The organism is Asaccharospora irregularis DSM 2635 (genome assembly GCF_900129815.1).
Taxonomy (GTDB): domain Bacteria; phylum Bacillota; class Clostridia; order Peptostreptococcales; family Peptostreptococcaceae; genus Asaccharospora; species Asaccharospora irregularis.
In genome coordinates this window covers 85811-111108 of the sequence record NZ_FQWX01000002.1, presented here as the reverse complement: position 1 = coordinate 111108, position 25298 = coordinate 85811, and the positions used below count along the sequence as shown (strand labels likewise).

Annotated in this window: 27 protein-coding genes; 1 reads left to right on the top strand and 26 read right to left on the bottom strand. The window is 30.1% G+C overall.

Going from position 1 to position 25298, the window contains the following annotated elements; genetic code table 11:
* Window positions 1-40: 40 nt before the first annotated feature.
* The 3 genes from BUB34_RS01550 to ylqF form a co-directional block, all read right to left on the bottom strand.
* Complete coding sequence (locus tag BUB34_RS01550) at window positions 41-808, bottom strand: ribonuclease HII (protein WP_073123558.1); 768 nt, start codon at window positions 806-808, stop codon at window positions 41-43.
* Window positions 809-1039: 231 nt separating this feature from the next.
* Window positions 1040-2341 carry a branched-chain amino acid transport system II carrier protein gene (brnQ, locus tag BUB34_RS01545; RefSeq protein ID WP_073123556.1) on the bottom strand — a complete coding sequence of 434 codons (1302 nt, stop codon included), beginning with the start codon at window positions 2339-2341 and terminating at the stop codon, window positions 1040-1042.
* A gap of 377 nt (window positions 2342-2718) precedes the next feature.
* The gene (gene ylqF, locus BUB34_RS01540; RefSeq protein WP_073123554.1) at window positions 2719-3612 is read right to left on the bottom strand and encodes a ribosome biogenesis GTPase YlqF; all 894 of its coding nucleotides are present in this window, start codon (window positions 3610-3612) and stop codon (window positions 2719-2721) included.
* Between the two features lie 496 nt (window positions 3613-4108).
* Here ylqF and manA point away from each other — a divergent pair, with 496 nt between their 5' ends.
* Window positions 4109-5053, top strand: a complete 945-nt coding sequence (manA, locus tag BUB34_RS01535; RefSeq protein WP_073123552.1) for a mannose-6-phosphate isomerase, class I — start codon at window positions 4109-4111, stop codon at window positions 5051-5053.
* Between the two features lie 149 nt (window positions 5054-5202).
* Here the strand turns inward: manA and rplS are convergent, their stop codons facing one another.
* The 23 genes from rplS to BUB34_RS01420 form a co-directional block, all read right to left on the bottom strand.
* The gene (gene rplS / locus BUB34_RS01530; protein WP_073123550.1) at window positions 5203-5553 is read right to left on the bottom strand and encodes a 50S ribosomal protein L19; all 351 of its coding nucleotides are present in this window, start codon (window positions 5551-5553) and stop codon (window positions 5203-5205) included.
* 99 nt (window positions 5554-5652) lie between these two features.
* A complete protein-coding gene (gene trmD / locus BUB34_RS01525; RefSeq protein WP_073123548.1) occupies window positions 5653-6345 on the bottom strand; it encodes a tRNA (guanosine(37)-N1)-methyltransferase TrmD in 693 nt (230 codons plus the stop codon).
* Between the two features lie 8 nt (window positions 6346-6353).
* Window positions 6354-6869, bottom strand: a complete 516-nt coding sequence (gene rimM / locus BUB34_RS01520; protein WP_073123546.1) for a ribosome maturation factor RimM — start codon at window positions 6867-6869, stop codon at window positions 6354-6356.
* Window positions 6870-6974: 105 nt separating this feature from the next.
* Window positions 6975-7202: a KH domain-containing protein gene (locus BUB34_RS01515; RefSeq protein WP_073123544.1), complete on the bottom strand. Its 228-nt coding sequence runs from the start codon at window positions 7200-7202 to the stop codon at window positions 6975-6977.
* A gap of 26 nt (window positions 7203-7228) precedes the next feature.
* Complete coding sequence (gene rpsP / locus BUB34_RS01510) at window positions 7229-7498, bottom strand: 30S ribosomal protein S16 (protein ID WP_073123542.1); 270 nt, start codon at window positions 7496-7498, stop codon at window positions 7229-7231.
* A 40-nt stretch (window positions 7499-7538) separates the two neighbouring features.
* Entirely contained in the window at window positions 7539-8891 is a 1353-nt protein-coding gene (gene ffh / locus BUB34_RS01505; protein ID WP_073123540.1) for a signal recognition particle protein, read from the bottom strand.
* Window positions 8888-9256, bottom strand: a complete 369-nt coding sequence (gene ylxM, locus BUB34_RS01500) for a YlxM family DNA-binding protein (protein ID WP_073123538.1) — start codon at window positions 9254-9256, stop codon at window positions 8888-8890. The genes ffh and ylxM overlap by 4 nt, the downstream gene beginning before the upstream one ends.
* 100 nt (window positions 9257-9356) lie before the next feature.
* A complete protein-coding gene (gene ftsY / locus BUB34_RS01495) occupies window positions 9357-10553 on the bottom strand; it encodes a signal recognition particle-docking protein FtsY (protein WP_073123536.1) in 1197 nt (398 codons plus the stop codon).
* A 33-nt stretch (window positions 10554-10586) separates the two neighbouring features.
* Complete coding sequence (gene smc / locus BUB34_RS01490) at window positions 10587-14141, bottom strand: chromosome segregation protein SMC (protein ID WP_073123534.1); 3555 nt, start codon at window positions 14139-14141, stop codon at window positions 10587-10589.
* 26 nt (window positions 14142-14167) lie between these two features.
* Window positions 14168-15238 carry an elongator complex protein 3 gene (locus BUB34_RS01485; protein ID WP_073123532.1) on the bottom strand — a complete coding sequence of 357 codons (1071 nt, stop codon included), beginning with the start codon at window positions 15236-15238 and terminating at the stop codon, window positions 14168-14170.
* Window positions 15235-15972, bottom strand: a complete 738-nt coding sequence (rnc, locus tag BUB34_RS01480; RefSeq protein WP_073123530.1) for a ribonuclease III — start codon at window positions 15970-15972, stop codon at window positions 15235-15237. Before rnc ends, BUB34_RS01485 begins: the two co-directional genes overlap by 4 nt.
* Before the next feature lie 198 nt (window positions 15973-16170).
* A complete protein-coding gene (locus tag BUB34_RS01475; RefSeq protein ID WP_073123528.1) occupies window positions 16171-16596 on the bottom strand; it encodes a CD1247 N-terminal domain-containing protein in 426 nt (141 codons plus the stop codon).
* A 91-nt stretch (window positions 16597-16687) separates the two neighbouring features.
* The gene (efp, locus tag BUB34_RS01470) at window positions 16688-17245 is read right to left on the bottom strand and encodes an elongation factor P (RefSeq protein ID WP_073123526.1); all 558 of its coding nucleotides are present in this window, start codon (window positions 17243-17245) and stop codon (window positions 16688-16690) included.
* Between the two features lie 273 nt (window positions 17246-17518).
* Window positions 17519-18037, bottom strand: coding sequence for a prepilin-type N-terminal cleavage/methylation domain-containing protein (locus BUB34_RS01465; RefSeq protein WP_073123524.1), 519 nt, complete (start codon window positions 18035-18037; stop codon window positions 17519-17521).
* Window positions 18030-18449 carry a type IV pilus assembly protein gene (locus BUB34_RS01460; RefSeq protein ID WP_073123522.1) on the bottom strand — a complete coding sequence of 140 codons (420 nt, stop codon included), beginning with the start codon at window positions 18447-18449 and terminating at the stop codon, window positions 18030-18032. The genes BUB34_RS01465 and BUB34_RS01460 overlap by 8 nt, the downstream gene beginning before the upstream one ends.
* Before the next feature lie 19 nt (window positions 18450-18468).
* Window positions 18469-19062 carry a hypothetical protein gene (locus BUB34_RS01455; RefSeq protein WP_073123520.1) on the bottom strand — a complete coding sequence of 198 codons (594 nt, stop codon included), beginning with the start codon at window positions 19060-19062 and terminating at the stop codon, window positions 18469-18471.
* Window positions 19046-19429 (bottom strand): hypothetical protein, encoded by a 384-nt coding sequence (locus tag BUB34_RS12900; protein WP_084120082.1) that lies wholly within the window; start codon window positions 19427-19429, stop codon window positions 19046-19048. The genes BUB34_RS01455 and BUB34_RS12900 overlap by 17 nt, the downstream gene beginning before the upstream one ends.
* 69 nt (window positions 19430-19498) lie before the next feature.
* A complete protein-coding gene (gene aroE, locus BUB34_RS01445; protein WP_084120078.1) occupies window positions 19499-20365 on the bottom strand; it encodes a shikimate dehydrogenase in 867 nt (288 codons plus the stop codon).
* Between the two features lie 167 nt (window positions 20366-20532).
* The gene (gene sigK / locus BUB34_RS01440) at window positions 20533-21183 is read right to left on the bottom strand and encodes an RNA polymerase sporulation sigma factor SigK (RefSeq protein WP_084120075.1); all 651 of its coding nucleotides are present in this window, start codon (window positions 21181-21183) and stop codon (window positions 20533-20535) included.
* Window positions 21184-21274: 91 nt separating this feature from the next.
* On the bottom strand, window positions 21275-22939 hold the full coding sequence (locus tag BUB34_RS01435; protein WP_073123516.1) for a peptidoglycan D,D-transpeptidase FtsI family protein: 1665 nt from the start codon (window positions 22937-22939) through the stop codon (window positions 21275-21277).
* A gap of 67 nt (window positions 22940-23006) precedes the next feature.
* On the bottom strand, window positions 23007-23633 hold the full coding sequence (gene udk / locus BUB34_RS01430; RefSeq protein WP_073123514.1) for a uridine kinase: 627 nt from the start codon (window positions 23631-23633) through the stop codon (window positions 23007-23009).
* A 55-nt stretch (window positions 23634-23688) separates the two neighbouring features.
* Complete coding sequence (locus tag BUB34_RS01425; RefSeq protein WP_073123512.1) at window positions 23689-24621, bottom strand: peptidase U32 family protein; 933 nt, start codon at window positions 24619-24621, stop codon at window positions 23689-23691.
* Window positions 24614-25282 carry an O-methyltransferase gene (locus tag BUB34_RS01420; protein WP_073123509.1) on the bottom strand — a complete coding sequence of 223 codons (669 nt, stop codon included), beginning with the start codon at window positions 25280-25282 and terminating at the stop codon, window positions 24614-24616. Before BUB34_RS01420 ends, BUB34_RS01425 begins: the two co-directional genes overlap by 8 nt.
* Window positions 25283-25298: the final 16 nt, after the last annotated feature.

The following is a 25298-nucleotide window of genomic DNA, read 5'->3' as shown; positions in this document are numbered from 1 at the left end:
ACACCCCTAATTAATTTAAATTTATACCTTTTCTAATTTATTATAACACATTCTTTAGGAAACTTTTCCTATGTATTGGTGTTATTCCATGTCTTTCTATAGCCTCATAATGCTCTTTTGTTCCATACCCCTTGTGAGACTTAAAACCATACTCTGGATAAATTTCATCGTAACTATACATTATATTGTCCCTTGTTACCTTAGCCAATATACTTGCAGCTGCTATTGATATAGATTTTGAATCTCCCTTAACTATTGGATTTTGTTCTATATCTACCCCGGGTATAGTTGTTGCATCTATTAATAGATAATCAGGTTTGTCTTTTAAGCAGTTTAAGGCTTTCTTCATAGCCATATAAGTAGCATTTAAAATATTAAATTCGTCAATCTCTTCATTATTTACTATTCCAATCCCATAATCTACAGCTTCTTCCTTTATAATATCGAATAATTCCTCTCTTCTAGCCTCGCTTAGTTTCTTAGAATCATTTACACCATTGATCTTAGTATCCCTCTTAAAAACGACTACAGCGGCTACAACAGGGCCAGCAAGTGGACCTCTTCCTGCCTCATCTATACCACCAATGCATAGATAGCCATTATTGTATCCTTCGTTTTCATATATATTGATTTTTTCTAATCTCTCTTCTTCCCTTCTTATATTGTCTAATTTTTTTGCAAGTTTTAAAGCCAAAGCTTTTACTGACTTTCTATTATCATTTTTAAGTAGCTCTATATACTCTAAGTACTGGGTTGTATCTAAACTTTCTATTATATTCTTTATATCCTTTACACTTTTATTATTCATAAATTCTCCTATTATTAACACTCTACCGTGATTTTTATATAATTTTATTAATTCTATTTTATTATTTTTGTATAGTAATATTTTATTATTGTTTCTAACTTTAATCAATCTTATTTACAACTTAAACTCTATGATTGTATATATCATAATTGTAAACATAAATAAAATCGCTGATTACACAAGGCAATCAGCGATTTTATTTATGTTATGGATTTTATCTTCTATATTTTATTAACCTAATTTCTTGCTGTATTCTAGGGCTTCCTTACTTCCTGATGGTATAAAGTTTCCTATAATTCCTGCAATAAGAACTGGTACAATCCAGTTAAATCCTAATGAATCTAGTGGTAATAGATGTATTGCAGGTATCTTTACACTCATACTGTCTATAACTGTTAATATACTTATGAAAAGTGCCATGTATGTCGCAGCTTTGAATACATTATCATTGCTTATTTTCTCTCCAAATAAAGCTAATATTATTAATGTTACTGTTGCTGGATACACCATACTTAATATAGGAGCTGAGTATTTTATTATATTACTTACACCTAAATTAGATACAACTGCACTAAATACACAAATACCAATAACTATATGCTCATATTTTAATTTCCCTTTTGTAAGACCTGAGAAATACTGTCCTGCTGCAGATGTAAGACCTATTGATGTCGTTAAACAAGCTAGAGAAACTATTAATGCAAGTATAACTTTACCAGTACTTCCTAATAGCCCTTCAGTTATACTAACTATCAATGCTGTTTGGTTTACATCTTTACCGTACATCTCAGATACTGTTGCACCAAGATAGCATAGACCTCCGTAAACTAGGCATAAACCTACCGCTGCAACTAATCCAGATTTTAAACTCATGCTTACTTTTTCTTTTTCAGTAGTATAGCCTTTATTAGTTATAGATAATATTATTACCGTTGCAAATACTACCGCTCCCAAAGTATCCATGGTTTGATATCCCTGTGCCACACCTTCTGAGAATAAGTTATCTATAGCAGGTTGTGGATTTATATTTCCTAAAGGAGACATTATACCCTTTATAATTAATATTGCCAATGCCACAAGTAGTGCGGGAGTTAAAAAACTACCCACTATATCTACAACTTTTGAAGGTTTTATTGTAAGTACTAAAGTTACTGCAAAGAATATAATAGAAAATATAATTGTATTAAAATTGCCAAAAATAGGTTGTATACCCATTTCAAAAGTTGTTGCAGCAGTTCTTGGTATTGCTAAAAGTGGCCCTATACAAATTACTATCGCCGATCCCAAAATTATATTCAACTTATTTCCTGCTCTTGAAAACATCTTATTGACATCACCATTAAACTTAGTAGCAGCCAATATCGCCAACAAAGCTAAACCTACGTCTGCTAATACAAACCCCGAAAACGATGTTAACCAGTTCTGACCCGATATAACACCTAAATATGGTGGAAATATTAAATTTCCTGCTCCGAAGAACATTGCAAATAATGCAAACCCTACTACCACTGTATCCTTCATTTTTTTCCCCATTTAAAGACCTCCTTATCTCAATTGCGAATCTTTTTTGAATTTTTTATATAATTAGATAATTTCTTTAATTATACTTTTTTGAATTTTATCCGTCAATAATATTTTAAATATACAAAATATTCTTAATATAAAAAATATTCAAAATATATATAAGAGTCGTTGCAATTACTCATTCACACAAAACCACCTCGTAAAATTTTTTTATCATTTTTTTTAATTATCTCTATATTCTCCGCAAAAAATCATTTATACATTGAACTAATTTGGTCTTTTTTTTGAAAGTTTCGTTAGACAGACTATTCTTGAAAAACTTTTTTAAAAATAATAGTTATTTACAAAAATAGACTAACGATTAATGTTAGTCTATTTTAACTTTCTTATTTTATATCATCTGGAATTTCTAAAGTTATATTACCAATCTTACCATCTCTAAATTCATTTAGAACAGTTGTTGCTATACGAGTATAATCAAGCTCTTTTCTTCCAGTTATAAATCCTCTTTTTCTACCTATCATATCCATAGTTTCAAGAGGATGTTCACCTAATGATTCTAATTTGTATCTAGCCTTTAACTTTTCTGGTTCTATTTTCATAAGTCTTTCTATAAGTTTTAATGCTAAAGTTTCTATGTCCAAAATTTCATCTTTTATAGCTCTAGTAAAAGCTAAATTCAAGGCAACCTCTTGGTCTTCAAATTTAGGCCAAAGTATACCTGGTGTATCTAATAACTCTAAGTCTCCCTTTAACCTTACCCACTGCTTCCCTTTTGTCACTCCTGGCTTGTCTCCTGTTTGGGCACTCCTTCTTCCTGTTAATTTATTTATTATAGATGACTTCCCTACATTTGGAACACCAACTATCATCATTCTAATAGCTCTTTCTTTTCTACCTTTTTCTTTTAGGCTTTCCATCTTATCTTTAGTTACATTTTTACATTCACTTATTATTTTATTTAAACCTACACCCTTTGATGTGTCAACAGGGATAGCTCTTATACCTTGCTGTTTATAATACTCTACCCACTTATCTAATTTTTCTTTGTCCGCTAAATCACTCTTGTTTAGCACTACTACTCTTGGTTTATCTCCTACAAATTTGTCTATATCTGGATTTTTACTGCTAAATGGTATCCTAGAATCTAAAAGTTCAACTACAACATCTACTAGTTTTAAATTGTCTCTAAGTAAATCCTTAGTTTTCTTCATATGCCCAGGGTACCAATTTATATGTAAATTATCATCCATAAGATATTCATCATATTCCGTACTCATATTTATTCCTCCTAACCAGTTTTCTCATATATTTTAAAAAGGTCTATTTATATTTTAAAATTTTTTTTATATCTTTTATATTATTTCCTTTTTATTTTTATAATTATACCATATTTACCTTTTTTATAAAAATATAACTATAAATGATTAAATTGATTTGTAACTTGTCTAGCTAAACTAATTCTTTAAAATAAATCTTTTGAATAATATTGTCTAATTTAAACTAAAAACAGTTAAAATACATTATAATGTATTTTATCGACATAAATCTTAGAGTTATTTTTTTAACATTGTTGTATTATATTAAAAATCTAAATTTTAATTTTTTATAACAATGTTATATATATGTTAAAATAAAGCTTATGTTTAATTAATGTACCTTACAACTAAAGCTATATTAATTTTTAATTAAGATATATTTTTTTATTGCTTTTCAATACTATTGTTATATAATTATTTGTATAGCTAATTTAACATCATAGGAGGTGATATCAATATGGAACCATTGTTTTTAGAACCTATATTCATGGATAGAATATGGGGTGGGTCTCTATTAAAGGACAAATTTAATTATAATATAACATCTCCTACTACTGGAGAGTGTTGGGCTATAAGCTCCCACGAGCACGGAGACTGCGTTATCTCTAGTGGAATATATAAAGGTAAGAGATTATCTCAATTATGGAATGAAAATAAGGAGTTATTCGGTAATACTCCTGGTGATAAATTCCCTCTACTTACAAAAATACTAGATGCTAATGAAAATTTATCAGTTCAAGTTCATCCTAATGATGAATACGCTAAGAATAATGAAAATGGTGAATTAGGAAAATCCGAATGTTGGTATATAATAGATTGTAATGAAGACTCCGAAATAATCCTAGGGCATAATGCAAAGTCCAGAGAAGAATTAGAATCCATGGTAAATAAAAACCAGTGGGAAAAACTTCTTAAAATAGTTAAAATTAAAAAGGGTGATTTTTTCTATGTTCCAAGTGGAACAATTCATGCTATACGTAAAGGTGCATTGATTTTAGAAACTCAACAAAACTCAGATACGACATATAGGCTTTATGATTACGATAGATTGGATAGTACAGGCAGTAAACGTCAATTAAATATAGAAAAGGCCATAGCTTGTACCAATGTCCCTGATGCCAATTTTGACAGGGTATATACGGTTGTACTAAAGGATAATTTTAGGTGCACTACTTTTGTATCTAATGAGTTTTTTAGTGTCCATAAACTTGATATATTTGGTGAGTGTAAATTTAAACATAATAAACCATTTTCTTTATATAGTGTAATAGAAGGTAGTGGAAAACTTGTTCATGGTACAAGTGAATATAATCTAATTAAAGGCGTTCATTTTATACTACCATATGATATTGATGAATTTACATTCAGTGGAAATATGGAGATTATATGCTCTCATATATAAGCTCTCACATATAGTAGGTACAATCTATATTAATATAATTCCATCATAAAAACAGGGCTTTAATCTACTTATTTTTATGATTTGCACTTAAATTATTATAATTTAAAAGGACTGATAGTTTACCAGTCCTTTTATCTATAAAGTAAAAATTACTTATTTCTAGCTTCTTTTATTTTAGCAGCTTTACCTACTCTACCTCTTAAGTAGTTTAGTTTAGCTCTTCTTACTTTACCTCTTCTAGTTACTTCTATCTTTTCTAGTTTTGGAGAATGAACAGGGAAAGTTCTCTCTACTCCTACGTTGAAAGACATTTTTCTAACAGTGAAAGTTTCTCTTGCTCCTCCACCTTGTCTCTTTATTACTACACCTTCGAATATTTGTATTCTTTCTCTTTTTCCTTCTATTATTCTAACGTGTACTTTTACTGTGTCCCCAGGTCCAAAATTAGGAACTTCGTTCTTTAATTGTTCTTGCTCTAATGATCTTAATATTTCGTTCATTTTTTCCTCCTAATATCATAGACGTTCTTAACTACTTGACCAGTGTAAACAGAGGAACGCCCGTATTTTCAACAGCTTTTATTATACTATATTTGTACACTATTTACAAGCTTTTTTGTACAAATCAGGTCTTCTTTCTTTGGTAATTTTAATGGATTCATTGTGTCTCCACTCATCTATATTCTTATGATTTCCTGACAACAAAACTTCGGGTACTTCTAACCCCATAAATTCTCTGGGCCTAGTATATTGAGGGTATTCAAGCAAATTATCCTTAAATGACTCCTCCTCAAAAGACTCATTTTGATTTAAAACACCGGGGATAAGTCTAGAGATAGAATCAATTAATATAAGAGCAGGAAGCTCTCCTCCTGTAAGGACATAGTCCCCTATAGAAACTTCATCTGTAACTATTAATTCAAGTATTCTCTCATCTATACCTTCATAATGACCGCATAGTAGTATTATATCTTCTTCTTTAGATATATCCTGTGCTATTGATTGTTTGTATACCTTTCCTTTTGGTGTTAAATAAATAACTCTCGGTTTTTCTATATTATTAGTTTCTATTATATGTTTATATGTATCATATATAGGTTGAGGGGTCATCACCATACCAGCTCCCCCTCCAAAAGGATAATCATCAACTTTTTTATGTTTGTTGTTAGAGAAATCTCTAATATTATATACATTGACCTCTATAATACCTTTTTCTACTCCTCTTTTCATTATACTCTCGCCCATATAAGAATTGAATATATCTGGGAAAAGTGTCATTATATGAAATCTCATATCATCACCTAATCCAACATTCCCTTAATAGGGTCTATTATCATTTTTCTCTCTTCAATGTCTATAGTAGGAACAAATTTCATTATCGCTGGGATTGTATATTCCTTTTCTTCTTCTCCTTTTATAACATACACATCATTAGCTGAGTATTGAAGAACTTCTTTTAATTCACCTACATACTCTCCGCCTACTGTGAATACTTTCATTCCAATCATATCCGCTATAAAGAATTCTCCGTCTTCAAGTTCTCTACTCTCTTCCCTAGATATATACATAAACTTATTTTTTAATTTTTCCGCTGCCTCAACTGTGTCTATACCTTTTATTTTCATTATTACCATATTACCTTTGTATCTAACTTTCTCCACGAACCATTTAGTTTCTAAATCTTTACCTAAATAAAAACTCTCTAACTCATCAAATCTATTTATATCTCCTGTAAAAGGGTATACCCTTACTTCTCCTCTTAAGCCCTGTGTATTTACAATTTCTCCTATTTTAAAATGACTTATCTTTTCATTCATATTATCACCTTCTATTTAGTTAAATTATTTTTTAAATAAGCTTTTTCGAACTATAAATTTAGTACCTATTATATACAAAAAGGATTAGGTATATACCTAATCCTTTTATACTATTTCAAGAGAAACTTTTATTTTCTCTTTGTTTGCAGCAGATTTTACAACAGTTCTTATAGCTTTAGCTATTCTTCCCTGCTTACCGATAACCTTTCCCATGTCATCTTTAGAAACTGTAAGTTTTAAGATTAGTCCATCTTTGTCTTCAATTTCTTCAACTACAACTTCTTCAGGATTATCTACTAGAGCTTTAGCTATATCTACCACTAGCTCTTTCATATATTTCATCTCCTAAAGTTCCAAAATTATTTTTGCTTAGAAGCTTCGAATTTTTCCATTACTCCATTTTTAGCAAATAAAGTTTTTACTGTTTCAGTTGGTTGAGCACCAGTTGATAACCATTTTACAGCTTTTTCGTCGTTTATTTTTACTTGCTTAGGTTGAGAAATTGGATTGTAGAATCCTATTTCCTCTATGAATTTTCCATCTCTTGGAGATCTTGAATCAGCTACTACTATTCTGTAGAAAGGCTTTTTATTTGATCCCATTCTTTTTAATCTTATTTTAACTGCCATTACAGTCACCTCCGAATAATTTTTGTCTTTTTGTTTTTATTTATTTAAAGAAAGGAAGTCCGGCGAAACCGCCCCTTTTCTTCATACTTTTTTGCGAACCCGTAAACATCTTCATCATTTTCTTCATTTCATTAAATTGTTTTAGAAGTCTATTTACATCTTGAACACTAGTCCCACTACCTCTAGCTACTCTCTTCTTTCTAGAAGCGTTCAATATACTTGGATTTCTTCTTTCCTCAATTGTCATCGCTTGTACGATAGCTTTTGTTCTTTTTATTTCCTTGCCATTCATATCAACATCACCAAGCTGGTCTTTTATATTCCCCATACCTGGCATCATTCCTAATATCTTGTCAAGAGGGCCCATATTCTGTATTTGTTCCATTTGTTCTAAGAAATCTTCAAGATCCAAATCTTGTTTCTTGATTTTTTGTTCAAGTTCCTTAGCTTTTTCTATATCTATATTTTCTTGAGCCTTTTCTATTAAGCTTAGGATATCTCCCATTCCTAATATTCTAGACGCCATCCTATCTGGATGGAAAGGCTCTAAGTCATCTAGCTTTTCTCCCATACCTATGAATTTAATAGGTTTTTTTGTAACAGATCTAATTGAAAGTGCTGCCCCACCTCTAGTATCACCATCTAACTTAGTTAATACTACTCCATCTATACCAAGAGCTTCATTAAAACTTTCAGATACATTTACTGCATCTTGACCTGTCATAGAGTCTACAACTAAAAGTATTTCATGTGGCTTTACCTCTGATTTCACAGACTTTAGCTCATCCATTAGAGTTTCATCTATATGTAATCTACCAGCTGTATCTATAATAACAAGATCATTGTTATTTTTAATTGCATGACTTAATGCCGCTTTTGCTATATTAACGGGACTTTCTTTATCTCCCATATTAAACACAGGTATATCTAACTTTTCTCCAACAACCTGTAATTGTTTTATGGCTGCTGGTCTGTAAACGTCACAGGCTACGAGCAAAGGTCTCTTTCCCTGTTTTTTGAAGTAACCTCCAAGCTTACCAGATGTAGTAGTTTTCCCTGCACCTTGAAGCCCCACCATCATTATAACAGTAGGAGGTTTAGAAGATATCATTATCTTACTTTGGACATCTCCCATTAAACTTGTAAGTTCTTCATTTACTATTTTTATAACATGTTGGGCCGGAGTTAAACTCTCCATAACTTCTTGTCCAACACATCTCTCTTGAACTTTTTTTATAAAATCCTTTACTACTTTAAAGTTTACATCAGCCTCAAGAAGTGCAAGCTTGACTTCTCTCATAGCATCTTTTACATCTTTTTCTGTAAGCTTTCCTTTTGACTTTAACTTACCAAGAGCACTTTGTAGCTTATCGGATAATCCTTCAAATATCATTTTATCATCTCCCTACATAAATCTTCTATATTTTTTAGCTTAGGGATTAAATCAGCACAATCCACATTGCGCAACAAATCTTTTTTAATATCGAGTACTTTATCATTTATAAGTTTTATTTTTGACTCTTGTTCTTGGATTCTAGAGACTAAATGTAATTTATCTTCATATTCTCTTAGTATCTTCTCAGAACGTTTCAAGGTATCGTAAACACTCTGTCTAGATACACTTAAGTTTTCACTAATCTCACCCAAAGAGTAATCTTCATCATAATATAAGCTCACAATCTCTCTTTGTTTACTTGTAAGTAGTTCTTTGTATTGTTCAAACAATAAGCCAATCTCAACCATTTTCTCTATATTCATATCTCACACTTCCCGTGATATACTGTAAAGGTTATTTACTTTACACATTGTATTTTATATCATATAGAATACAATGTCAACATTTATTTTAAAAAGCTATCTAATTACCAAACAATGCCTCTGAGAATAATTTAGCATCAAAATTCTGTAAGTCTTCTACCTTTTCTCCAACACCTATAAGCTTAACAGGAACATCTACTTCAGACTTAACAGCTAGCACAACTCCACCTTTTGCTGTCCCATCTAATTTAGTAAGCACTATGCCTGTAATATTTGCCACTTCTTTAAAAGTTTTAGCCTGGACTACAGCATTTTGTCCAGTCGTTGCATCTACTACCAAAAGAACCTCTTTTTTGGCCTCTGGAAATTCTCTATCAACTATTTTAAATACTTTTCCAAGTTCATTCATAAGGTTAGCCTTATTATGTAGTCTACCAGCCGTATCACAAATTAATAAATCTGTATTTCTAGCCTTTGCTGCCTTTATAGCATCAAATACTACCGCTCCTGGGTCTGCACCTTCTTGATGTTTTATTATATCTACATTACTCCTTTTGGCCCATATCTCTAGTTGCTCTGCTGCTGCCGCTCTAAATGTATCACCAGCTGCCAATAAAACTTTCTTTCCTTCTTTTTTGTACTTATAAGCTAATTTACCTATAGTCGTAGTTTTACCAACCCCATTTACCCCAACCATAAGTATTATAGTAGGAGAATGGTCTGTATCTAATTGAGAGTTCTCACTACATAGTATGTCTTCTACTATACTTTTAAGCTCATCTCTTACATCCATTGGATTTGTAATTCCTTTTTCCTTTATTTTATCTCTTAGCTTGTCAATTATATCCATAGTAGTATTTACACCTACATCAGCAGTGATTAATATTTCTTCTAACTCTTCTAATAATTCCTCATCTACTTTAGTGTACGACTTTAAAACCTCGTCTATTTTATCTGTTATTCCTTGCTTAGCTTTAGTAAGCCCTTGTTTTAACTTATCAAACAATCCTACTTTTATTTGAGCTGAATCTTCTGAGTCTTCTTCATTTACTTTATTTGAGCTATCTGAAACTTCCGCTTTATCTAATTCATTTACTTTACTTGAGTCATCTAAAACTTCTTCTTTATCTAATTCTTCATCTATGGTATCTAGTTCTTCATCTATGTTATCTAGTTCTTCAGTATTTTCTTGTGGAATAACTTGTTCTTCATCATTTTGTTTTTCTTTAATTTGCTGATTTTCAACTTCTTTTTGTGCTTCTTTTTTCTGATTAAATTTAAATAGTTTTTTTAACACTACTAATATCCTCCTATGCTAATATATTTCTTTCTATATAACATCCGTAATCTCTTGAGCTTCTTTTAGTTTTAAACTTATAACCTTCGATATTGCTTTTTCCTGCATAGTAACACCGTATATATAGTCTGCAACCTCCATAGTACCTCTCCTATGCGTTACAGATATAAACTGAGTATCCTCTGATAACTCTCTTAAAAATTCACCAAACCTAAATATATTTACATCATCAAGCGGAGCCTCAATTTCATCTAATATACAAAACGGGGTAGGCTTAGCCAAAAGTATTGAAAATAATACGCTTATAGCAGTAAGAGCTTTTTCTCCTCCTGATAATAAATTCAAGTTCTTCATCTTCTTACCAGGTGGTTGGGCTGTTATTTCGATATCACTTTCTAGTATATTTTCCTCATCTAAAATAGTCAGTTCTCCACATCCCCCTCCAAATAATCTTTTGTATACATATTTGAAGTTTTCATTTATTGCATTGAATTGAATCTTAAATTCGGATTTCATACTCTCTTCTAATTCACTTATTATTCGCTCTATAGCTTGTATAGACTCTTCTAAATCCTGTTTTTGTTCACTATAGAAGTCATATCTTTCTTTTACTTCTTCATATTCTTTTATAGAATCTATGTTTACATTTCCTAAGCTTCTTATTTCCATTCTTAGGCGCTCTAATTGCTTCTTGTCTATTTCTAACTTATCTTCTCTAATTTCTATAGCCTGAACAAAAGTCATTTGATATTTTTCAAAAAGCTTATTAATGTAAGTTTCTTGGTTTGATCTTAATCTCTCTAGTTTTCCTTCTACCTTGAATAAGCTTTCTTTTAGTTCCATATACTGTCTATCTATAGACTTTAAGTTTTTATTGAAATCTTCCAATCTAGATTTTAAATCCTCTTTTACGACCTTCTTAGTTTCCAAATTGCTATTGTTGTGACCTAACTGTTCCTTTAAGTTTTCTTTTTCAGTAGTTTCAATAACTAACTCTTCCTCAAGCTTTGCTATATCTAACCTTTTACTAACCAAAGATTTTTCATAGTTTGTCAATCTTTCTTGTAAATCGTTAGTCTCAGTCTCTATTCTCTCTTTTTCCTTTATCAAGCCTTCATATATTTGTTTACTTTTAACTAATTCAAGATTTAACCCATCAAAATTAGACTTTTCATCTTCATATACCTTGTTTAACTCTTTAAGTTTTTCACTTAAATTCTGTATATTCTCCTGGTTTTCCTTGTGTTTATCTTCTATATCTGTCACTTGATTATTAACAACTTCTATCTTTTCTAATGTGTAACTTAAGTTTGAGTCTAGTCCTTTTTTTTCATTTTCTAGCTTAACCAAAACATTATCCAATGATTCTATTTCGTCTTTTAGTCTTTGGATATTAGAGTTTTGCATAATTATAAGCTTTTCAGATTCTTTTAACTCTTGATCTATTACCTTTAATTCCGTATTTACATTGTTTATATTGTTACTTATTATCTCTTTTTCCTCTAAAAGACAATTTCCCTTTTCTTTTAAAGTCTTTATATTATCTGTGTATTCACCTATAAGTCTTTTTCTAGATAATATATTTCCACTTGCCTTTAGACTTCCACCAGTTAAAGCCCCTCCTGGATTTAATATTTCCCCATCTAAGGTTACAACTTTAAACCTATGGTTTGTCTCTCTAGCAAACTTTATTGCCTCATCTATATTTTCTATTATAATTGTTCTGCCTAATATACTATCTATAATGTTTTTGTATTTATCATTAAAGGATACTAAGTCACTGGCCAAACCTATATACTTGGCGTTAGATTTTATAGTTTTTTTATCTATTTTATTTCCCTTTATTATATTTACTGGTAAAAACGTCACTCTTCCTAAATTATTTTTCTTTAGATAGTTTATCGCCACTTTTGCACTTTGTTCATCATCTGTTATAACATTTTGCATAGTAGCACCAAGAGCTGCCTCTACTGCTTTTTCATACTTTGAAGATACATTTATAATCTGTCCTACAGCCCCATGTATTCCATTTAAGCTTTTATTTTTTAATACTTCTTTAACACCACGATTAAACCCTTCATAATGATTTTCCATCTCTATGTATATATTAAGTTTTGATTGTAAATCATTTAAAGTATACTTTGTATCTTGAATATTTTTTTCAATTCTGCTGTTTTCATAAACGAAATTTTCTAAGCTTTCTTTAAGATTATTATTCTTTATATTCAGATTATTTAAGTTTTCTTGTTTGGATTTAAAGTCAAGTTCAATACTGCTTAAAGTATTATTTTTTTCCTGTTTATCATTATTTATATCTTTTATCTCTTGATTTATACTATTTACCCTTGATTTTATATTTTCTTTGTTCGCGTCTAGTGCTGATATCTTGTTGCTCAACTCTTGCTTTTTATTTAAGATTCTTATAACATCGTCTTTTAGAAATTCCACTCTTTCATTTAATTTTTCTATCTCAATTCTCTTAGAAGAATTACCTTCTTCTATATTTCCTATCTTTTCCTGTAGAATATCTATATTACTTTTTTTGCTATTTTTATCTTCATCTAACCTTTCGATTTCTAATTGATTATTTTTTATTTTTTCTTTTATAGATAAAATTTCCTGATTTTTTCTATCTATTTCATTATTATAGTTTTTTAATCTTTCGTTTATTAAATTTAGCTGCCCTTCTTTTTGGGATATTATTGACTTGATAGAGTTTATATAGTCTATGGACTTACTTATAACTTCATCTATATCCTCTATATCTTTATTAGTTAAACTAAACTTATTATCTATATCATTTTTTTGCTTTTCTGTTTCTGTTAAGTCTCTATTCAAAAGTTCTATATGTTTATTTACTTCTTCTACCTCTTTTTCTAAGGCTTCAATTTCTCTAATAAAACTGTTTACCTCTATCACCTTAAGTTTTTCACTAAGATCCAAGTATTTTTTCGCTTTTGTCTGTTGATTAAAAAGAGGTTTTAATTGATTTTCTATTTCTATATATATATCATCAATTCTCTCTAAGTTCTCTTTTGTATTTTTTAAGTTTCTCTCTGCCTCCTGTTTTTTATACCTATATTTAGATATGCCACAGGCTTCATCAAAAACCTTTCTTCTATTCGCAGGGTTATTGCTAAGAATTTCATCAACCTTACCCTGTTCTATAATGGAGTACCCATCTTTTCCTATACCTGTATCTAAAAATATTTCCTTTATATCTTTTAATCTACAACTTTTGTTGTTTAAAAAAAACTCACTCTCTCCATTTCTGTAAGCTCTTCTTTTTATAGTTACTTCGCTAAATTCTAAACCTAGTTCATTGTTTTGATTATCTATTGTAAGTGCAACTTCGCAGTAATTCATAGGTTTCTTATTATCCGTTCCTGCAAATATTACATCTTCTAGCTTATCACCTCTAAGACTTTTTATACTTTGTTCTCCTAGTACCCATCTGACAGCATCAGAGATATTACTTTTCCCACTACCATTAGGGCCAACTATAGCCGTTATTCCTTCTTTAAAAATAATATCTGTTTTTGTAGGAAAGGATTTAAAGCCTTTTAATTCCAATCTTTTTAGATACAACTTGTTCTCTCCCTTCAATGCTAAAACTAAAGGTTGTAGATATCATATAAATTTTTATAAATATCTTTGATATTAATAGTAATGACTTTTTCCTCATCTAACATAATTTCTAAAGTATCTATATCAATGTCTATTTCTTTAACCTTTAAAACTAAATTTAACTTGTCCTTCATATAAGTAGTATTTGACTTTTTATTACCTATAATTTTAGATATATTCCTCTTATTAACTCTAACTGTTACTTCTTTTTTTACTATATTTTCCGATACTAAACTCTCTAAATAATCCTTTATCATCTCTGATTCTACTAATTCCCTAAAAGCAGGGTGATAAGGTCCACTTACAACCGCTCTACCTAGTTGTATATCATCTGTTGCCTGAAGGCCTACTCTTATTACATTTATATTATTTACATAAAATAAAACCAAAAGTTTTTTAACTATTTGTATACTTTCATCTAAAGTAAACGGAATATATTCATTTTTATTTAATAGCTTTTCAAGACCAGTTTCTTTTACAACTAAAGTTGGGTATATTCTGACACAGTCAGGATTCATTTTTATAAATTGTTTTGCTGTATATATGCACTTTTCTTCAGAATCTGAAGGTAGTCCTACCATCATCTGAAGACCAAGTTTAATTCCATATTCCTTAATAAGCTTAGAACTATTATAAACTACATCAGCCTCATGACCTCTAATACTATCTATTAGCACATTTGAATCAAGTGATTGAACTCCCAATTCTATTATGCTTGCTTTATATTCTTTTAGCATCGACAGTATTTCATCATCTATACAGTCTGGCCTTGTAGACATTCTAATATCCTTAACAAGTCCTCTGTCTACGTATTCTTTCGCCACTGACAATAGGCTCTTTTGTATATCAATATCTATAGCTGTAAAACTACCTCCAAAAAATGCTATCTCTACCTCTGCATCTTTGTCTATAGTAGGTAAATATTCTTCTATAATACTTCTCGCATCTTCACTTGTAACGTCGGTGCTCACTCCTGTTATTTTCTTTTGATTGCAAAATATACAATCGTGAGGGCAGCCCTTATGTGGAACAAAAATCGGTATTATTCTTTTCTTCATATTATATCATCTTCCCTTAAGTTATCTCCTAGTATGTTGCTTAATGCAATTCTAGCTGCTAATTGTTCTGCTTCTTTTTTACTTTTACCCTCGCCTACACCTAAAATATCTTCATTCATACCAACTTGCATTATAAATATTTTATTATGGTCTGGTCCTTTTTCTTCTACTAACTTATACCATATGTTTATACTATTTTCACCTTTTTCTTGGAGAACTTCTTGAAGGTGAGTTTTATAATCTCTAAATATTTTTCCTCTTCTTGAATCACAAATTATTTTTTCCATATACTTCAATATAAACTTTCTAGCATTTTCTATTCCACCATCTAAATATATAGCGGCTATAACAGCTTCAAAAGCATCTGCTAGTATAGATATTCTTTTTCTTCCACCTGTGGACTCTTCACCTTTTCCCAATAACATATAATTGCCTAATTGGATTTCTTTTGCAACATCACTCAGAGATTCTTCACATACTATATTTGCTCTTAACTTTGTAAGTTCACCTTCTGGTAATTTCTTTTCTGCGTTAAATAAATAGTCACTTATTATAATCCCTAAAACAGAATCTCCTAGGAATTCTAAACGCTCATTAAAGTTATACTTTCTATTTTCATTAGAATATGAACTATGAGTGAGAGCCTCTAGTATATATTCTTTATTTTCAAATTTATAGTCTATTATTTCCTCAAACTTTTCTATATTAGCCAATATGTTTTTATTTATCTTCATAATCTTACCTCCGAGTTAATTATCTCTAGATTATAGTGTACTATTTTTCTATAAGTATTGCAAAACTAAAATTATATTTATATAATTTAAAATTTTATTATTTATATACTCAAAATTTCAACTAATTCTTAATATAATAAACAAAAAACTACCTACAAGACTAAGGCTTATAGGTAGTTTTTTGTTTTTATTTAGTTATTATTCATGATCACAATCACAATCAGAACATATACATCCTTCTTCATCCTCAGATGATAATATTATAGCTTGACAATTAGGGCAAACAACATCCACTTCGTCATCATATAATAAATCTTCATCTATCTCTACCAAGTCTCCACAATTTGGGCATTCCATTTCTATATAACTAAACTCATCGTCGTCATCTTCTTCATCTTCATCTTCGTAGATATCATCCTCTACATCTGCTAAGTCTTCGTCTATAGACTCTACATATTCTATAAGATCTTCTTGCTCCTCTGATAGGTCCACTATAGCATCAGCAAATGTTTCTAATGTTGATACTATTTTATGTATTATCTTTCCTTCTTTACTTTCATTGCTTATTTCTAATCCTTCTGCTAGACCTTTTAGGTATGCAACTTCTTCATATAAGTATTTCATAGATACCCCTCTCTTTCTTTGTTTATATAAATTAAAAGCCCATATATCTATATTATTGAGACATATAAGCTTTTATATACATATAAATTTCTTAAACTCTTGATAAATATTCTCCAGTTCTCGTATCTATCTTAACTTTATCTCCAGTATTTATAAATAAAGGAACCTGTACTACTGCACCTGTTTCTACTGTAGCTGCTTTAGTAACATTACTTGCTGTATCTCCTTTTATTCCTGGTTCTGTTTCTACAACTTCTAATTCTGCAAAGTTAGGAGCTTCAACTTGGAAAGCTTGTCCTTGATAAAATCTTATTGTAGCAACTTCATTTTCTTTTAAGAACTTTATAGCGTCCTCAACTTGGTCATAGTTTAATGGTATTTGATCATAAGTTTCTTCGTCCATAAAGTAATATAACTCACCATCATTGTATAGATATTGCATTTGTCTAGTTTCTATATGCGCTTTAGGGAATTTATCACTTGGATTGAAAGCTTCTTCTCTTATTGCTCCTGTTTTTAAATTTTTGTATTTAGTTCTAACAAAAGCAGCCCCTTTTCCTGGCTTAACATGTTGGAAATCAACTATTAAGCATGGTTGACCTTCTTTTTCAAATGTAACACCTTTTCTAAAATCACTTGCTGATACCATATTTGTCCCTCCATTAAAAAATAAATTTCTCGTTTTGGCAATAACTTTATTATTACCGAATCCTTCAAGGATATATTATTGCAATCTTGTTAAACTATATTAACTCGTAACATTACATAAGTTATACAAATACATTATATAAACTACGATCACGGATTACAAATTTTGCTACTATAATAATAGCATAACTTATCTATTACAAACAAGTATTTGACCCTCTACTTATTATACATTTTTTATTGGATAATATATACTAAAATATATTTTTATTTTTTATGCATGAAGGCTTTTTAAATAGATAGTAAGTCTAGTCTCATATTTTTGTTTATTCTTTGATAACTTTAAAATAACGTTAGCACAAGCTCCGTTATTACTAATAGCTACCCTCATTTCGTCTACATAATCACCTATTTCATATTCTCCCATTTCACCTGTTGTCGGACTAAATGAATTTATAAATAATTTACTCCTAGAGTCTTTTAATATAATTTCCTTTGTTCCCTCTTTAAATTTCACATCTCCTCTATATATATACTTGCACTTAATAGACTTGACGCTTGAAAATTCTCCGCTATTACAGCCTATATTTTCTATCTTTACTGAGTTTTCAATGATATCCTCTATCTTCTTAGATACCTCTATTGCCTGTTGTTGCAATTCAACTCTATCCTCTGCTGTTTCTTTTAAATTAATACTAAACACAAGCAGAGAGTACATAAGTAATATCAGTATTGAAATAACCAATAAAGATACTACACTTTCCAGTAACAAATACCCTTTTTGATTATTCATATTTTCCTTCTTTCAAGAGTATTCTTCCACTTGTAGGCACTACAGTTATATCTTTCTTAAATTTGTTATTGTATATCTTTATTGTACCTCCTGGTGTAGCAGGAAGTCCATCTACTTTAAATAGTACTTTAGGTGTATAGTACTCTAAATTCACCTGCTTAGGAAGAAAAACTTTCTTTATAGATTCTCCTTTTTCTCTTAGCATATAGCCATTTTTTCCATTCTCCTGTATAAAAACTATACATGTGTTGCAATCACTTAGCATATTCGCTCTCCTGATATACCTCATATCAGAACAAAGCTGTTTTGTAAACAAACTTATCTCATACTTTTCAATGCTCTGTCTAGGAAAACTAAGAGTTGCTATTATTAAAATCAGACTCATTCCTACTAATAATTCTATTATAGTCACATTCCTTCACTTTTCATAATTACATCTCCCTATAGTTTTCTATAATAACAAGATCTTTTTCATTTAATTGCTGGCTGTTATTTTCTTTATTGCTTATATTGATTTCTTCACTATTTAAATTACTTTCTTCGTTACTTATATTATCTTCTTCTATTGATGGTTGTTTAAATGGATTTATAATTTTTACACTTACTTTGACTTTTCTAGAATAATTATTATCCTTTGCATCACTTATAACTTGAAAATTCAAAGAACCATCTTCTTCATATATATTGTTCTTATCTACCCTAACATTGACATTAGAGAGTTCACTTTTATTTAAATTTGTTATTCTATCACAAAAGGTTTTTTGGTTATTTCCTAAGAAATAACTCGAAAACTCTTCTTTATTTTTACACTTTAATAATGCATTTTTTACTTCTGATAATATATTACTCCTAGTAATCTCTACTCCACTTAGAGAGTTTTCTTTCAATACTCTATATTTGTACTCTAGGCAAAACACATTTCCATTGCTATATGCCAGCCCTAAACAACTTACACATATGACTGCTATTATAGAAAGTATCATTAATGTGGTTATAAGTATAGATCCTCTATTTTTTCGTGACATAACTACTAAGTTCCACCTTCTTCTTATTATCTTCTACACTTACACTAACCCTATAACACTCATAATGATCTTTATCCTTGTCTAATTTAGTTTCTATAGTATAACCATCTAAACTTACTTTATCATAAACACTATCTTCAATTTGCTCATTGTCATTTTGTACGTTGTATTTTTCATCTTCTAAGTACTTTTTTGCTATGCTTAGCATTTCTATATTTTTACCGTTCTTATTTATAAGATTGTAGCTATTATTCAAAGTAGTCGATATTAAATAAGATATTACGCATATAATAGATAGGCTAACTATACATTCAATAGAAATAAATCCATTTTGTATAAACTCACTCTTTCTACTTCTACCTTTCAATATCAATTTCCTTTCACACAATAAAATTTAACCTAAACAATTAGATTGATTGCTTATTTACTTGTTTTATTACTTTATACTCTTCTCGTATAAACTCTCGTATAAACTTTTTATGTACTCTACATCACCATTATCAGCTTTTATTCCAGTCCATATGTAAAACGCATGTAACCCTTGATTTATAAGCATATTAATACCATATACAACATCTAGATTATTATCCTTAGCCCATCTTATAAACCTTGTTTCATGTGGCTTATAGACTATATCACAAACCAGTAAATCAGGATTTGGATTTATGCTATCATCAATCGGACATTCATCTGTTTCCATACCTATTGGGGTTGTATTTATAAGTATGTCTATATCTTTTAAATCTTCCTTAGTAATTTCATCTATGGAATAAGATGCACTTATATTGAAATGTTTTTTTACTGTCTTGATTATATCCTCGGCTTTACTTTTACTTCTATTTCTGATTTGTAAAGAAGATATATTGTTTGAAGCCATTTCAATAGCTATACTTCTGCATGCCCCTCCAGCTCCTAATATCATTACCTTCTTATCTTTTAACGTATAACCCTTGTCTAGTACTGACTTTACAAAACCTATACCATCTGTATTATATCCTTTTAAAACGCCTCCTTCATTTTTTATAGTATTTACTGCTCCTATTATCTTTGCTTTTTCATCTATTTCATCTAGATATTTCATGACATCTACTTTGTGTGGTATCGTAACATTGCACCCTTGCATTTTTAGTGTTTTAACATTAGATACAACCTCTCCTAGTTTTTCTGGCTTTACATCAAAACACACATATACATTATTTCTTTTGTATCTGCTAATTAAGTAGTTATGTATGCTTGGAGAGAAACTATGGCTTACCGGGTGCCCTAAAAGACATATTAATTTAGTTTTTCCATCTATATTCACACTAATTACCCCCTCTAATTTTATTATCATATATCAATAAATTTATACCTATTAATTTAAATATTTTAAATATTATGTTCAATTTATAAACCTTTTAATTCCTATGTTATATTATATTAAAATAAATTGTCAATTCCTAACATAAAACTTGTACGCAGAAAGAAGTCCTATACAGGACTTCTCTCTGAGTTAAGTTCTTTTTTTAGTTTTTTTAGAGCTCTTTTTTCAATTCTAGAAACATAGGACCTAGATATATCTAGTTTTTGAGCGATTTCCCTTTGTGTTTTATAACCCGATGTTGTTAGACCATACCTTAGCTTAACAATTTCTTTTTCCCTGTCAGTCAGAGTTTTCTCTAGTTGTTCATAAAGTTTACTAATTTGGACCTTAAGCTCAACCTGATCAATTATATAATCAATATCCGTTCCCAGTATATCGATTAAACTAATCTCATTTCCTTCCTTATCAGTACCAATAGGATCTTGAAGAGATACCTGAACCCTGTTCTTTTTATTAGCCCTTATATTCATTAAAATTTCATTTTCTATACATCTAGACGCGTATGTCGCCAATCTAGTGCCTTTATCCACATTATAAGTTTCTATGGCCTTTATTAAACCTATAGTACCTATAGATATAAGATCATCTTGATCTTGACTAGAATTGTTGTATTTTTTTGCTATATGAGCTACTAATCTCATGTTCCTTTGTATTAAAATTTCTTTTGCCACTTCATCTTTTTCTACTTTAAAGTCAGTTAGATATTTAATCTCCTCTTCAGGGGTTAATGGTTTTTCGAATGATTTAAGAACAGTCAACAGACCACCCCCTCTTTTTCACATGTCATTTTAAATTATATGAATTAGGGTGCGTTAAGTTGACTACTCTTTAAATATTACTATTTTATTTTTAATATATTCTTTTGCATATCTCTTTAAATATAGGTACCGCCGACTTGCTATTTCCAACTGTTCCCTCGACTAAAACTGTGATCGCATATTTTGGATATTCCTCTGGATAAAAACCTGTAACCCAACCATGACTTATAGGTTTATTATCTAAACTACTTTGGGCCGTACCAGTTTTTACACCACAACCTCCCTCTAAATCATTTAGTTCTCTTCCTGTACCATTTTTTGAAACAGACTTCATCATTTCCTTAATCTGTGTTATTGAGTAAGGTGATATTAAGTCCTCTTTTTTTGTTGTTCTAAATGTTTTAACTATACTTCTATTGTTATCTATTAGACTATCATACAATCTAAGCGGCTTATATGTCCCGTTGTTAGCTACTATCTGAGTCATTTGATTTATTTGTAGAGGTGTAAATTCCACACTTCCCTGACCTATAGCTAGATTACGTATTGATATTTTTTTAGGAACTTGTTCACAACCTTCTTCCTCTAATCCCAAATTAACCTTTTCATATAAGTGCAGCTTTTTTGCTGAATCTAATATTTTCTCTTTTCCAACTTTCATTGCTATATCTAAAAATGCTGTATTACACGAATTAGAAAATGCATCTTCCAAACTCTCCACGCCATGACCATTGGCCTTGTGACATCTCAACACTTCACCTGAATTTCCAATTTTTGTTTTTCCTGTGCAATTGTAAGTGTAATTTTCATCAATCACTCCATTTTCTAAGGCTGCAAATAACACCACCATTTTAAATACAGAACCTGGAGGGTATGTAAATTTAACTGCTCTATTTTCTAACTCTCCTCTTTCTCCACTTAAGCTTTTATACACATTGTTTGGGTCAAAATTTGGTCTAGAGCATATAGAGAGTATTTCTCCTGTGTCCACGTCCGAAATAACCACAGCCGTTGGATTTTCTTCTTTATCTAAAATTTTTTCTACTATTTTTTGTATTTTCTGATCTATAGTTAATCTCAGATGTATATCATTTTCACTTGATTTAACCGTTTTTATACTACCTTTTAAAACATCTAAATCATGGCTATTACCTGCCTGTCCAGCCTTAAATACACTTACATATTTTTCATTTGACTTTTTTAAGATATCGTCCATCCCTTTTTCTATACCTAGTTTTCCACAACCATCATAACTATTTATATATCCTATTGTATGTGATAACATTCCATCCTTAGAATATCTCAATGTTTTTTCCTCTACTATTATTTCGTTGTCTTCTAGCTCTTTTTTTATAGTCGGTTCTATGGCATCTGTTTCAAATTTTATTGTTTGCGACGAAATTTGCTTTTGAACCACTTTGTATATTTCCTTTTCATTCATTTTTGTCGATCTTTTTATCAAGTCCAATATTTTATTATCATTACTAAGTTTATCTTTTTTTACTGCTATTACTTGTTTTTTATCGATATCTGTCAGAGGCCTATTATCCCTATCGTATATAATACCTCTTCCGCTATTTAATGCTATTTTTTCCGTACTTTGATTTTCTACATTTTGTTTGTATTTATCGCTTTTTAAAACTTGAATATCTACTAACCTATATGTTAAAAAAGCATATATAGATAAAAAAATCACCATCATACTATATGCTCTTTTCCCTATTTTATTTGATGTAGATTCTTTTTTTCTAGACATAAAATCACCCCTTAGATATTCTAATTATTAACAATATCTAAGGGGATAATACTATTTTTATATTATATTAACTTAATTGAGTTCTGATTTTAGATATAACTATGTCTATTGCAACTTCATTTTTACCACCTTCAGGCATTATTATATCTGCATATTTTTTATATGGTTCTATAAATTGATCGTGTGCTGGTTTTACTGTATTTAAGTACTGCTCTATAACAGAATCTACAGTTCTACCTCTCTCTTTAATATCTCTTTGAATTCTTCTAAGTATTCTTATATCATCCTCAGTATCTACATAAATTTTTATATCTAGCCTATCCCTTAATTCTTCATCTTCGAGTATCATTATACCTTCAACTATAATTATATCCTTAGGAGTTACAGTTATAGTTTGATCTGTTTTTCTAGTATGAAGCTCGTAGTCATATACTGGTTTTTCTACAGGCTTCATTTTGCTCAAGTCCTCTATATGCTTTATAAGAAGCTTGTTATCAAATGCTAAAGGATGATCATAATTAGTTTTGAATCTTTCCTCCATACTTAAATGTCCTTGATCTTTGTAATATGCATCTTGCTCTAATACTGCTATATTTTCCTCAGGTATATTCTCCATTATTGCTTTGCAAACCGTACTTTTACCTGATCCTGTTCCTCCTGTTATGCCTATTATAAGAGGTCTTTTCCCTTTCATAGTCTCTTCTCTCCTTAATACTTTTATCTTGTAGTATAATTCTAACTTTATATTTTTAGATATCTAGTCCGTCTACGTAGAATCCAGTAGTAAAATCTCTATTACCTACTTTTTTCATTTCTTCTATCCAACTTGGATTTACTTTCCAGTCACTAGAGTTTCTATAAAATTCGTCTATTGCATCTTTGTATGCCTCTACAACTGCTTTTATATAGTCATTAGTCTGCTTTCTGCTCTCTATTTTCAAGCTTGTTATACCTGATTTAATCAGTTCAGGTATGTACTCTATTAGGCATAAATCCTTAGAATTAAAGAAAAATGTACCTTTTTCATCCTCGTATATAGGGAAATACTCCCCAGGCCTTTTTTCCTCCTCTAAGTAGTATTTCCATTCATCAGATCCATCAGATAAATTTTTATCTCCATTTTTTCCAGTCATGTAGTTGGTTATTAAGCATCTTCCAGAATATGATATACACATAGCACCATGAACAAGAGCTTCTATCTCCAGATTCGAAGGGGTTTTCTCCCTTATCTGAGACACTTCTTCAAAAGATAATTCCTTAGAAACAATAACCCTTTTTACACCCTGATCATACCAGAAGTTAGCACTAACATAGTTCGTAGTGTTTGCTTGGGTATTTAAATGTATATCCATATTAGGAATTACTTTTTTCACTACTGTAAGCACTCCAGGATCAGCTAAAATAACTGCATCTATTCCAATCCTTTCTAAATACAGTAAGTATTCCTCTAAGTTTTTAAAATCATCGTTATGAGGCATTACATTTATTGTGGCATAAATCTTTTTTCCATTTTGATGTGTATAGTTAACTCCATCTTCTAGATCTTTTTTAGTAAAATTTTTTGCCAATGATTTAGTTCCAAAAAACTCTCCACCTATATAAACTGCATCCGCCCCAGAATCTATAGCTATTTTTAATTTTTCTAAATCACCTACTAATATTGATAGCTCTACTCTATTCATTTATCTCACTACCTTTCTTTTCCTTATAACTAAGTGCTACACCATCTCCTATAGGTATAATGGATGTACTTAAATAATCTGCACTACATATATAGTCTAAGTAGCTTCTCATTCTTTTAACTATAGTTTTCTTTCTTCTTATTACAAAGTCATCATGTGCTACCATGCCTTTGTATAAAATATTATCAGAGATTAAAAGTCCTCCTATCTTTAGTTTATCTATTACCATATCATAAAATAGTTTATACTGACCTTTTGCTGCATCTATAAATATAATATCAAATTCTCCTTCAACTCTGCTTAATATTTCCTCTGCATCGCCTTCTAGTATAGTTATATTATTTTCAAGTCCTGATAATTTGATATTATTCTTAGCCTTTTCTATCATTTTTTCGCTTCTCTCTACAGTTATAACTTCTACATCATCCCCAGCTACAGTTGCAAAAAATATAGAAGAATAACCTATTGCACATCCAACCTCTAATATCCTTTTTGGTTTTTTCATTTTTAATAATACCCTTAATAGCTCGGATACTTCTTTATGTATTATAGGAACATTGTTTTCCTCGGCATAGATTTCCATATCTTTTAGGAGACCTTCTTTTTCTTTTAATGTATCTCTTATATATCCTTCTACTAAATCATTTACTATATTGCTCATAGAATCACTCCTCAAT

Excerpts from the sequence above, each read along its gene's own strand:
- ylxM (WP_073123538.1), bottom strand. The coding sequence starts at position 9,256 with ATGAATATAGAGAAAATGGTTGAGATTGGCTTATTGTTTGAACAATAC.
- rpsP (WP_073123542.1), bottom strand. The coding sequence starts at position 7,498 with ATGGCAGTTAAAATAAGATTAAAAAGAATGGGATCAAATAAAAAGCCT.
- rplS (WP_073123550.1), bottom strand. The coding sequence starts at position 5,553 with ATGAACGAAATATTAAGATCATTAGAGCAAGAACAATTAAAGAACGAA.
- BUB34_RS01550 (WP_073123558.1), bottom strand. The coding sequence starts at position 808 with ATGAATAATAAAAGTGTAAAGGATATAAAGAATATAATAGAAAGTTTA.
- BUB34_RS01420 (WP_073123509.1), bottom strand. The coding sequence starts at position 25,282 with ATGAGCAATATAGTAAATGATTTAGTAGAAGGATATATAAGAGATACA.
- BUB34_RS01475 (WP_073123528.1), bottom strand. The coding sequence starts at position 16,596 with ATGAAATACTTATATGAAGAAGTTGCATACCTAAAAGGTCTAGCAGAA.
- manA (WP_073123552.1), top strand. The coding sequence starts at position 4,109 with ATGGAACCATTGTTTTTAGAACCTATATTCATGGATAGAATATGGGGT.
- BUB34_RS01515 (WP_073123544.1), bottom strand. The coding sequence starts at position 7,202 with ATGAAAGAGCTAGTGGTAGATATAGCTAAAGCTCTAGTAGATAATCCT.
- udk (WP_073123514.1), bottom strand. The coding sequence starts at position 23,633 with ATGAAAGGGAAAAGACCTCTTATAATAGGCATAACAGGAGGAACAGGA.
- brnQ (WP_073123556.1), bottom strand. The coding sequence starts at position 2,341 with ATGGGGAAAAAAATGAAGGATACAGTGGTAGTAGGGTTTGCATTATTT.
- BUB34_RS01465 (WP_073123524.1), bottom strand. The coding sequence starts at position 18,037 with ATGAATAATCAAAAAGGGTATTTGTTACTGGAAAGTGTAGTATCTTTA.
- BUB34_RS01435 (WP_073123516.1), bottom strand. The coding sequence starts at position 22,939 with ATGTCTAGAAAAAAAGAATCTACATCAAATAAAATAGGGAAAAGAGCA.
- ffh (WP_073123540.1), bottom strand. The coding sequence starts at position 8,891 with ATGATATTTGAAGGATTATCCGATAAGCTACAAAGTGCTCTTGGTAAG.
- rimM (WP_073123546.1), bottom strand. The coding sequence starts at position 6,869 with ATGAATGAAAAGATAAGTCATTTTAAAATAGGAGAAATTGTAAATACA.
- BUB34_RS01485 (WP_073123532.1), bottom strand. The coding sequence starts at position 15,238 with ATGAAGAAAAGAATAATACCGATTTTTGTTCCACATAAGGGCTGCCCT.
- rnc (WP_073123530.1), bottom strand. The coding sequence starts at position 15,972 with ATGAAGATAAATAAAAACATATTGGCTAATATAGAAAAGTTTGAGGAA.
- ylqF (WP_073123554.1), bottom strand. The coding sequence starts at position 3,612 with ATGAGTACGGAATATGATGAATATCTTATGGATGATAATTTACATATA.
- efp (WP_073123526.1), bottom strand. The coding sequence starts at position 17,245 with ATGGTATCAGCAAGTGATTTTAGAAAAGGTGTTACATTTGAAAAAGAA.
- trmD (WP_073123548.1), bottom strand. The coding sequence starts at position 6,345 with ATGAGATTTCATATAATGACACTTTTCCCAGATATATTCAATTCTTAT.
- BUB34_RS01425 (WP_073123512.1), bottom strand. The coding sequence starts at position 24,621 with ATGAATAGAGTAGAGCTATCAATATTAGTAGGTGATTTAGAAAAATTA.
- BUB34_RS01455 (WP_073123520.1), bottom strand. The coding sequence starts at position 19,062 with ATGTCACGAAAAAATAGAGGATCTATACTTATAACCACATTAATGATA.